The 9,369-nt window shown below is 63.5% G+C and carries 8 protein-coding genes and 6 tRNA genes; 2 read left to right on the top strand and 12 right to left on the bottom strand.

Features of this window, described 5'->3' with window-relative positions:
* Positions 1 to 116: 116 nt before the first annotated feature.
* The 12 genes from ACO6VM_RS27280 to gltX all read right to left on the bottom strand — a co-directional run bounded on the left by ACO6VM_RS27280 (position 117) and on the right by gltX (position 6,439).
* Complete coding sequence (locus ACO6VM_RS27280) at positions 117 to 560, bottom strand: Hsp20 family protein (protein ID WP_110996452.1); 444 nt, start codon at positions 558 to 560, stop codon at positions 117 to 119.
* A 256-nt stretch (positions 561 to 816) separates the two neighbouring features.
* The gene (locus ACO6VM_RS27275) at positions 817 to 1,788 is read right to left on the bottom strand and encodes a tRNA dihydrouridine synthase (RefSeq protein ID WP_401057879.1); all 972 of its coding nucleotides are present in this window, start codon (positions 1,786 to 1,788) and stop codon (positions 817 to 819) included.
* A 52-nt stretch (positions 1,789 to 1,840) separates the two neighbouring features.
* Complete coding sequence (locus tag ACO6VM_RS27270; RefSeq protein WP_125463250.1) at positions 1,841 to 2,275, bottom strand: acyl-CoA thioesterase; 435 nt, start codon at positions 2,273 to 2,275, stop codon at positions 1,841 to 1,843.
* Between the two features lie 44 nt (positions 2,276 to 2,319).
* The gene (locus tag ACO6VM_RS27265) at positions 2,320 to 3,153 is read right to left on the bottom strand and encodes an alpha/beta fold hydrolase (RefSeq protein ID WP_125463249.1); all 834 of its coding nucleotides are present in this window, start codon (positions 3,151 to 3,153) and stop codon (positions 2,320 to 2,322) included.
* 25 nt (positions 3,154 to 3,178) lie between these two features.
* The gene (locus ACO6VM_RS27260; protein ID WP_110996448.1) at positions 3,179 to 3,718 is read right to left on the bottom strand and encodes a TetR/AcrR family transcriptional regulator; all 540 of its coding nucleotides are present in this window, start codon (positions 3,716 to 3,718) and stop codon (positions 3,179 to 3,181) included.
* 170 nt (positions 3,719 to 3,888) lie between these two features.
* Positions 3,889 to 3,964 (bottom strand) — tRNA-Glu (locus ACO6VM_RS27255).
* 41 nt (positions 3,965 to 4,005) lie between these two features.
* A tRNA-Ala gene (locus ACO6VM_RS27250) sits at positions 4,006 to 4,081 on the bottom strand.
* Between the two features lie 66 nt (positions 4,082 to 4,147).
* A tRNA-Glu gene (locus tag ACO6VM_RS27245) sits at positions 4,148 to 4,223 on the bottom strand.
* A 42-nt stretch (positions 4,224 to 4,265) separates the two neighbouring features.
* Positions 4,266 to 4,341 (bottom strand) — tRNA-Ala (locus ACO6VM_RS27240).
* Between the two features lie 53 nt (positions 4,342 to 4,394).
* Positions 4,395 to 4,470, bottom strand: a tRNA-Glu gene (locus ACO6VM_RS27235).
* 71 nt (positions 4,471 to 4,541) lie between these two features.
* Positions 4,542 to 4,617: transfer RNA gene (locus ACO6VM_RS27230), tRNA-Ala, on the bottom strand.
* Positions 4,618 to 4,957: 340 nt separating this feature from the next.
* Positions 4,958 to 6,439 (bottom strand): glutamate--tRNA ligase, encoded by a 1,482-nt coding sequence (gene gltX, locus ACO6VM_RS27225; protein ID WP_125857910.1) that lies wholly within the window; start codon positions 6,437 to 6,439, stop codon positions 4,958 to 4,960.
* 143 nt (positions 6,440 to 6,582) lie between these two features.
* Between gltX and ACO6VM_RS27220 the strand changes: the two genes are divergently transcribed.
* Positions 6,583 to 7,638: an HlyD family secretion protein gene (locus ACO6VM_RS27220; RefSeq protein WP_401057877.1), complete on the top strand. Its 1,056-nt coding sequence runs from the start codon at positions 6,583 to 6,585 to the stop codon at positions 7,636 to 7,638.
* A 49-nt stretch (positions 7,639 to 7,687) separates the two neighbouring features.
* Positions 7,688 to 9,178 (top strand): MDR family MFS transporter, encoded by a 1,491-nt coding sequence (locus tag ACO6VM_RS27215; protein WP_322360288.1) that lies wholly within the window; start codon positions 7,688 to 7,690, stop codon positions 9,176 to 9,178.
* Positions 9,179 to 9,369 lie beyond the last annotated feature (191 nt).

The raw sequence follows: 9,369 nt of genomic DNA, 5'->3' as shown, positions 1-9,369 counted from the left end.
AGATCCAACATCGCAATCGCGGGGCAAGCCCGCTCCCACAGGGCCTGTTGATTGCACTATGCAGGGCACAGCAAAAAGGGCACCCGAAGGTGCCCTTTCGTTCATCCCCTCCGAACTCAGTTCAGCGCAGGCTTGTCGCCATTGATCGGGATGCGCTTGGCCTTGGCTTCTTCCGGCACCACGCGCAGCAGTTCGATGCTGAGCAGGCCGTTGGCAAGGCCAGCACCCTTGACCTCGATGTGGTCGGCCAGGCGGAACGACAGCTTGAAGGCGCGCTGGGCGATGCCCTGATGCAGGAAGGTGACGCCTTCGTTGCCGTTATCGCGCTTGCCACCGGACACGGTCAGGACGCCTTTTTCGACCTGCAGGTCGAGGTCCTGTTCCTGGAAACCGGCAGCGGCAACCACGATGCGATAGTGGTCTTCACCATGCTTTTCCACGTTGTAGGGCGGGTAGCTGCTACCGGCCTCGTTGCGTGCTGCAGCTTCGAACAGGTCGTTGAAACGGTCGAAGCCGACGGAGTTGCGGAAAAGGGGTGCGAGAGAGAAAGCGGTGGTCATGGTCATAAACTCCTGAGAGTCAGCAAGTAAGTCACTACGCGACCCGACTTCGGCATCGCGTACTCAAAGAGATATGGCCGGGCAAAACGCTTTCAAGGGCCCTTCAATAAATTTTTGCTGACGTGCAAACGCAATCGCGGGGCAAGCCCGCTCCCACTAAGTGGACTGCCCCCAAGGGTTGGATTGGTGTCCAACTTCTTGGGGGCAGTCCAAAGTATCCCTCGTGGGAGCGGGCTTGCCCCGCGATAAGGGCGGATCAGGCGACGCAAGCTTCGGCAAACGACGCCTGACACCCCAATAAGCCACTGATCCGCTGGCAATCATCCTCACGCCGCAACTCGGCGAACAGCAGCACCGCCTCGGGATAACCCCGGGTCAGCATCGCCAGCCACTGCTTCATGCGCCCCGGCGCATAGCGCGGCGACAGCTTGGCCTGCGCCTGTCGCCAGAACTCGCGCAGCAACGGCAGCAGGTCGTCCCAGCTCATCGGCTGGTAGTCACGGCCATCGCGGGCGGCCGCGATCTGCAGGGCCAGGTCCGGGCGCGACACCAGGCCGCGACCGAGCATGATGTCCTCGGCGCCGCTCACTTCGCGGCAGCGTCGCCAGTCGTCGACGGTCCAGATCTCGCCATTGGCGAACACCGGCACCTTGACCACATCCTGCACCCGCGCCACCCACTCCCAGTGGGCCGGCGGCTTGTAGCCCTCGACCTTGGTCCGCGCATGCACCACCAGGTGCGCCGAGCCGCCTTCGGCCAACGCCGTGGCGCACTCCAGCGCGCCATCCGGGCTGTCGAAGCCCAGGCGCATCTTGGAGGTCACCGGAATGTGCGCCGGCACGGCGCGGCGCACCTCACGCACGATGGCATGCAGCAACTCCGGCTCCTTGAGCAGCACTGCCCCGCCACGCGACTTGTTGACGGTCTTGGCCGGGCAGCCGAAGTTCAGATCGATCACCGGGGCCCCCAGCTCGCAGGCCAGTGCCGCGTTCTCGGCCAGGCATACCGGGTCCGAACCGAGCAGTTGCACACGCATTGGCACGCCGGCCGCGGTGCGCGCCCCCTGGCGCAGTTCCGGGGCCAGTTTGTCGAACGAGGATTCCGGCAACAGGCGATCGCAAACGCGGATGAACTCGGTGACGCACCAATCGATGCCACCCACCCGGGTCAGGACGTCGCGCAGGATGTTGTCGACCAGCCCCTCCATCGGGGCCAGGGCAATTTGCATGTGAGGGTCTCAGGGCGCAAAAGGCGGCAGTCTAGCAAAAAACCGCCGCTTTTCAGTTGCCGATCAGCGCCGCGCCGTAGCCGTCGAGGAACTCCGCCGGCATGCGCCTGGGTTTGCCAGTGGACAACTCGATGCAGGCGAAGGTGGTGTGTGCGCGCAACAGGGTGACGCCGTCGCTCGGGCGCTTGAGCTGGAAACGCCGGGTCATGCGCAGACGCTGGTCCCAGTCGACGATCCAGGTGGCCAGTTGCAGCTCGTCATCTTCGTAGGCGGCAGCGAGGTAGTCGATCTCGTGGCGCACCACGGCCATGGCCCGGTCCAGGCGACGGTATTCGGCCAGGTCCAGCCCCAGGCGCTGGGAATGGCGCCAGGCGCAGCGCTCCAGCCAGGTGACGTAGACCGCATTGTTGGCGTGGCCTAGGCCATCGATGTCCTCATTGCCGACGCGAAGGTCGATGGTGAATGGTGCCGCCAGATCCCAGCTCATGCCCGCTCCTGGTTGTTCGTGAACGGGCAGAGTGTAACGGATGCTCAGGCGCTTTGTCGGGCGCGCTCATTGGTGCGCGCCAGCAGTTCGAGTACCGCCTCACCCAGCCGCGGGTCAGCCAGTACGCGCACGTGGCCACCCTCTTCGAGCAAAAGCAGGCGGCTGTCGAACCAGGCCTTGTGAATGACCTGCGATTCACCAGCCGGCACCAGCACATCATCACTGGCATGCACCACCAGGCCCGGCAGGTCCAGTTGATAACCGGTGACATCCAGGCGCGCAATCTGCACGCCGATATCACGCTCGACCTGGCGAATGAAGGCCGCCCTGGCCCGCGCCGGCAACCCCAGATGCCGGGCGAAACCGCGCATCACCCCCAGCAACCGGGCTGGCGCGGCAATACTCACGGCCGCTTCGGCACGCAACCCCCACTGCAGCGCCAGCAGCACGCTGGCGCCACCCATGGAATGCCCAATCACCGCGCGCAGCGGCGGCAACTCGGCCGCGGCCTCCAGCAAGGCGCGGGCGAACAGCACCACATGGGCCTGATGCCCTGGCGAGCGCCCATGGCCCGGGCCCTCCAGCGACACCACGGTATGCCCGGCAGCGACCAGGGTTTCGATCAGTGCGGCGAACTGGGTTGGCCGCCCTTCCCAACCGTGCATCAGCAACACGGTCGGCCCTTGCCCCCAGCGCAGCGCCGACAGCCCAAAGCGCAGGGTGATGCGCTCGGCGCGAGCCAGCAGCGGCAGCTCCCAGTCCCTCGGTGGCAGGGTGCGCGGGCTCATGAAGGCGCGGCGCATCTTGCCGGCGACGTGTTCAGGGGCCAGGTGGCCGAGGGTGCCGTTGACACCACGAATCCAGCTCAGGGTATTCATCGCCATGCTCCAGGAATGAACGTGCTCAGATCACCGCCGATTTGGCGGCACGCAGGATGCGATCGGACAGTTCGCCAGTGCCCAGGGCCCGCGCCACTGCCAGGCCACCCACCATCAGGGCGAAGTCGGCCAGGGCCTTGTCCATGTCTTCGGGGCGGTCGACCATCTGCGCGGTCATCAGCTCGATGTGCTCCACCAGTACTTCACGGAAAGCCTCTGGCAGGCGCTGCATTTCGCTGAGTGCATTGGGTAGCGGGCAGGCCGCCACTTCTGCGTCACGGTGCTTGCGCGAGAGATAGAAAGCGGCAACCAACGCACGACGGCCAGCACCGTCCAGGCTCGGGTCAACCCCGGCGAGCAAGGCCCGGCGCTCGGCCAGCAACTGGCTGAAGGCCTCCAGCATGAGCTCATCCTTGCTGTCGAAATGGGCGTAGAAACCACCCACGGTCAGCCCGGCGGCGCCCATGACCTGGCTCACACTGGGCTCGGCCGGCCCGTGCTGGATCAACGCGCCACGCGCCGCTTCAAGAATGCGTTCGCGTGTCTTGCTCTTCTTGTCGCTCATGGCTCACCTCAAAATATTATGATCGACATATTATGCTTATCATATTTTAAGGCAAGCAAAATCTGCGGCGCGCGAGCGGCCGACAGTGAATTCTCAGGGAGCAGAAAAAACAAAAGGCCCATTCAATAATCGAATGAGCCTTATAAGTCCCGCAAAACGCGGGTAAAAAATGGCGTCCCCTAGGGGACTCGAACCCCTGTTACCGCCGTGAAAGGGCGGTGTCCTAGGCCACTAGACGAAGGGGACGTAACCTTCGTGCCGATCCGTTTTCACGAATCGCGGCGAATTGGTGGAGCTAAGCGGGATCGAACCGCTGACCTCCTGCATGCCATGCAGGCGCTCTCCCAGCTGAGCTATAGCCCCGAGGTAAAACAAAAGGCTCACACAAAGATGATGAGCCTTTCAACTCCCGCAAAACGCGGGTAAAAGTGGCGTCCCCTAGGGGACTCGAACCCCTGTTACCGCCGTGAAAGGGCGGTGTCCTAGGCCACTAGACGAAGGGGACGTAACCTTCGTGCCGATCCGTTTTCACGGACCGCGGCAAAATTGGTGGAGCTAAGCGGGATCGAACCGCTGACCTCCTGCATGCCATGCAGGCGCTCTCCCAGCTGAGCTATAGCCCCGGATTTCTAGCCTCTCGGCCCAGCGACATGATTAAACATCGCTTGTGCAAAACTGGCGTCCCCTAGGGGACTCGAACCCCTGTTACCGCCGTGAAAGGGCGGTGTCCTAGGCCACTAGACGAAGGGGACGAACCTTCTTACCTTCAAGACCCGGTTGCTGGACCCGGTCTTGCTTACCGGCATTGCCGTTAAGCGGAATTTGGTGGAGCTAAGCGGGATCGAACCGCTGACCTCCTGCATGCCATGCAGGCGCTCTCCCAGCTGAGCTATAGCCCCACAATGTCGCTTTGAACCGAATCGCTGGCTGGGTGCCTGGCGTTTCGTTTTCGTTCATCGCTGTGGACGGGGCGCATATTAAGTTCCGATTGCAGGGCTGTCAAACGAATTTTTGAAATTAATCAAAAAATTTTTCACAGATAACAATCACTTACCGCCCTGCCCTGCTCTTCAATGCAAACAAAGTCCCGTGGCAGCGGGCTTGCCCCGCGATCGCGATGGTCAATGCAACATCGCAACCCCCCCCCTCTTTTCCCCCCCCCCCCCCCCCCCCCCCCCCCCCCCCCCCCCCCCCCCCCCCCCCCCCCCCCCCCCGCTCCCACGAAAGCAAAAGCCGCTATCAGGCGATATTCGCCAGCAGCTTTTCCCACTCTTTGTTTTCTTTCTTCGACACGCCGCCCAGCAGGTCCAGGGCCTGGCGCAGGCGGTAACGAGTCAGGTCTGGGCCGAGGATTTCCATGGCGTCGAGCACCGAAACCGAGCTGGCCTGGCCAGTAATGGCGGCGAACATCAGTGGCATGGCATCGCGCAACTTGAGTTCCAACGACTCGACCACCGCCTGGATGCAGGCGGTGATGCGGTCCTTCTCCCACTGGCGCAGGCTTTCCAGTTTCCACAGGATCAGCTGCATTACCTGGCGCACCTGGTCGGACGACAGTTTCTTGCTCTCGAACAGCTTGGCGTCAAGCTTCAACGCGCCTTCGAAGAAGAAGCCACCCAGCGGGGCAACCTGGCTGAAGGTTTCAACCCGGCCCTGCACGTGCGGGGCGATCTTCATCATGTAGTCGCTGTTGAAGGCCCACTTCTGCAGGCGCGCGGCAAATTCTTCAACCGGCAGCTCACGCAGCCACTGGCCGTTGAGCCAGGACAGCTTCTCGATGTCGAAGATCGGGCCGCCCAGCGAGATGCGCGACAGGTCGAAGTGCTCGACCATCTCTGCCAGCGAGAACTTCTCGCGCTCGTCCGGCATCGACCAGCCCATGCGGCCCAGGTAGTTGAGCATCGCTTCGGGCATGAAGCCCATGCGCTCGTAGAAGGTGACCGAGGTCGGGTTCTTGCGCTTGGACAGCTTGGACTTGTCCGGGTTGCGCAGCAGCGGCATGTAGCACAGCTTGGGCTGCTCCCAGCCGAAGTACTCGTACAGCTTGATCAGCTTGGGCGCCGAGGGCAGCCACTCTTCGCCACGCAGTACATGGGTGATGCCCATCAGGTGATCGTCGACCACGTTGGCCAGGAAGTACGTCGGCAGGCCGTCGTTCTTCATCAGTACCTGCATGTCCATGCGGTCCCACGGGATCTCGACATCGCCACGCAGCATGTCCGGCACCACGCAGATGCCTTCGCTCGGCACCTTCATGCGGATCACGTGAGGCTCGCCGGCCGCCAGGCGGCGCTGCACTTCCTCATCGCTCAGCAGCAGGGCGCGGCCGTCGTAGCGCGGGGTCTCGCCGCGGGCCATCTGCTCGGCACGCATCTGCTCCAGCTCTTCGGCGGTGCAGAAGCAGTAGAAGGCGTGGCCTGCATCGACCAGCTCCTTGGCGTACTTGGCGTAGATCTCGCCACGCTCGCTTTGCCGGTACGGGCCGTGCGGGCCGCCGACGTCCGGGCCTTCGTTCCATTCGATGCCGAGCCAGCGCAGGGCGTCGAAGATCTGCTGTTCCGACTCGCGGGTGGAGCGCAGCTGGTCGGTGTCTTCGATACGCAGGATGAACTCACCGCCGTGCTGCTTGGCAAAGCAGTAGTTGAACAGGGCGATGTAGGCAGTGCCGACATGGGGGTCGCCAGTGGGCGATGGCGCGATACGCGTGCGAACGGTGGTCATGGAGAGTCTCGAACGAAGATTCAAACAAAGGCGGGATGTTAGCAGGGAGCGGGCACTGGGCTCCAGCAATGGCGCTTTCGTCACTTGTGACGGTGCCGGTTGCGCCTGTTAAATTTGCTTACACTTCTGGAACCATAGTCCTCATGCCCGCCCAACTCAAACGTCGCTTGCTGATCTTCATCACCCTGGTCGCGCTGATCGCCCTCTCCTTCCTCGCCCATTGGTACTTCAAGGGGCGCTTCTTCGAGAGCACCGACAACGCCTATGTACAAGGCGAGATCACCCGCGTTTCCAGCCAGCTCGGCGCGCGCATCGATGAAGTGAGGGTGGAAGACAACCAGCATGTCAGCAAGGGTGACTTGCTGGTGCGCCTGGAAGTCGCCGATTTCGAACTGGCCGTGGCCCGCGCCCGCGCCGCGCTGGCCACCCGCGAAGCGGAACGGCTGCAGGCGCAGAGCCGGCTGGCCCAGCAAGGCAGCCTGATTGCCGCCGGCCAGGCCCAGGTGGCCGCCAACCAGGCCACCCTCGACCGCTCGCAGCTCGACCTCAACCGCGCCCAGGCCCTGCGCAAGCCAGGCTTCGTTTCCGAAGAGCGGGTCACCACCCTCTCGGCGGAAAGCCATGTGGCCCGCTCCCAGGTGGACAAGGCCCAGGCCGATCTCAAAGGCCAGCGCCAGCAGGTCGATGCCCTGAGCGCCGAACTCAAGCGCCTCGATGCACAGATTGCCAATGCCCGCGCCGACCTGGCGCAGGCCGAAATAAACCTGACCCGCTGCGAGATCCACGCGCCGATCAGCGGCACCATCGGCCAGCGCAGCGCGCGCAACGGCCAGGTGGTGCAGGCCGGCGCCTACCTGCTGTCGATCGTTCCGGACCAGGACATCTGGGTGCAGGCCAACTTCAAGGAAACCCAGATCGGCAAGATGCACCCCGGCCAGCGCGCCGAACTGCTGTTCGACAGCTACCCCGACACCCCGATCGAAGGCCGCGTCGACAGCCTGTTCGCCGCGTCCGGGGCACAGTTCAGCCTGCTGCCGCCAGACAACGCCACCGGCAACTTCACCAAGGTGGTGCAGCGCATCCCGGTCAAACTGACCTTCGCCGCCGACAACCCGCTGCATGGCCGCATCCGCCCAGGCATGTCGGTGACGGCCACCGTCGACCTGCGCAGCCAGGGCGACAGCCGCGATGGCCGGTGACCAACTGCTGCGGCCCAGCGCAGAGCCCACCCGGCGCGACTGGATCGCAGTGATGAGCGTGATGCTCGGCGCCTTCATGGCGGTGCTGGACATCCAGATCACCAACTCTTCGCTCAAGGACATCCAGGGCGCGCTGTCAGCCACCCTTGAGGAAGGCTCGTGGATTTCCACCTCCTACCTGGTGGCCGAGATCATCATGATCCCGCTGACCGCCTGGCTGGTGCAGTTGCTGTCGGCCCGGCGCCTGGCGGTGTGGGTGTCGCTGGGTTTCCTGGCCTCGTCGCTGCTGTGCTCGATGGCCTGGAACCTGGAAAGCATGATCGTGTTCCGCGCCCTGCAGGGCTTCACCGGCGGCGCACTGATCCCGCTGGCGTTCACCCTGACGTTGATCAAACTGCCGGAACATCATCGCGCCAAGGGCATGGCCATGTTCGCCATGACCGCCACCTTCGCCCCGTCGATCGGCCCGACCCTGGGGGGCTGGCTGACCGAGAACTGGGGTTGGGAGTACATCTTCTACATCAACATCCCGCCAGGGCTGCTGATGATTGCCGGGCTGATGTACGGGCTGGAAAAGAAGGAAGCCCATTGGGAGCTGCTGAAGAGCACCGACTACGCCGGCATCGTGAGCCTCGGCCTGGGCCTGGGCTGCCTGCAGGTGTTCCTTGAAGAAGGCCACCGCAAGGACTGGCTGGAATCCAGCCTGATCGTCGGCCTGGGCAGTGTCGCCCTGGTCAGCCTGATCCTGTTCGTGATCCTGCAGCTGTCCCGCCCGCACCCGCTGATCAACCTGCGCATCCTCGGCAACCGCAACTTCGGTTTATCCAGCATCGCCAGCCTGGGCATGGGTGTGGGGCTGTACGGCTCGATCTACCTGCTGCCGCTGTATCTGGCACAGATCCAGGGCTACAACGCCCTGCAGATCGGCGAGGTGATCATGTGGATGGGGGTGCCGCAGCTGTTCCTGATTCCGCTGGTGCCGCTGCTGATGAAGGTGATCTCGCCAAAGCTGCTGTGCGCCTTGGGCTTTTGCCTGTTTGGCGTGGCCAGTTTCAGTTCGGGGGTGCTCAACCCGGACTTCGCCGGGCCGCAGTTCAACCAGATCCAGGTGATCCGCGCCCTTGGCCAGCCGATGATCATGGTGACCATCTCGCTGATCGCCACGGCCTACATCCAACCCCAGGATGCGGGGTCGGCGTCGAGCCTGTTCAACATCCTGCGCAACCTCGGCGGCGCAATTGGCATCGCCTTGCTGGCGACCTTGCTGGATGCGCGGGCCAAGGTGTACTTCGACTACCTGCGTGAAGCACTGGTGCCGAGCAACCCGCAAGTGGCCGAACGCCTGGCGCAACTCACCGAGCGGTTGGGCAACGACACCGCGGCGCTGGGCAAGCTCAGTGAGATCACCCACCAGCAGGCGATGATCATGGCCTACAACGATGCCTTCCACTTCGTCGGGATCGGGCTGGCGGTGAGCATGCTGGCGGTGTTGTTGACGCGCAAGTTGCCGCAGGGGTTGAAGGCCGGGGAAGCTCATTGAGGTAGCCGGCCTGCAGGAGCGGCCTTGCCTAGGCTCTGTACGAAAAGTATGGTCATCCATCGTTGTGGGAGCGGGCTTGCCCCGCGATCTGCCGCAACGCGGCAGCAAAACCTGGATTCGCGGCGTCTTTGACACTATTTGATATCGGGTATAGGAGCGCTTCGCACTCCATCGCGGGGCAAGCCCGCTCC

The sequence above is a fragment of the Pseudomonas sp. GZD-209 genome (assembly GCF_049310485.1).
GTDB classification, from domain to species: Bacteria; Pseudomonadota; Gammaproteobacteria; order Pseudomonadales; family Pseudomonadaceae; genus Aquipseudomonas; species Aquipseudomonas sichuanensis.
The sequence above is the reverse complement of the archived record's forward strand: the minus strand, read 5'-3'. Positions and strand labels throughout refer to the sequence as shown.

Bases quoted from the DNA above. Each gene is read 5' to 3' on its own strand.
- ACO6VM_RS27275 (WP_401057879.1), bottom strand. From the start codon at position 1,788: ATGCAAATTGCCCTGGCCCCGATGGAGGGGCTGGTCGACAACATCCTG.
- ACO6VM_RS27265 (WP_125463249.1), bottom strand. From the start codon at position 3,153: ATGAATACCCTGAGCTGGATTCGTGGTGTCAACGGCACCCTCGGCCAC.
- ACO6VM_RS27220 (WP_401057877.1), top strand. From the start codon at position 6,583: ATGCCCGCCCAACTCAAACGTCGCTTGCTGATCTTCATCACCCTGGTC.
- ACO6VM_RS27260 (WP_110996448.1), bottom strand. From the start codon at position 3,718: ATGAGCGACAAGAAGAGCAAGACACGCGAACGCATTCTTGAAGCGGCG.
- gltX (WP_125857910.1), bottom strand. From the start codon at position 6,439: ATGACCACCGTTCGCACGCGTATCGCGCCATCGCCCACTGGCGACCCC.
- ACO6VM_RS27270 (WP_125463250.1), bottom strand. From the start codon at position 2,275: ATGAGCTGGGATCTGGCGGCACCATTCACCATCGACCTTCGCGTCGGC.
- ACO6VM_RS27280 (WP_110996452.1), bottom strand. From the start codon at position 560: ATGACCACCGCTTTCTCTCTCGCACCCCTTTTCCGCAACTCCGTCGGC.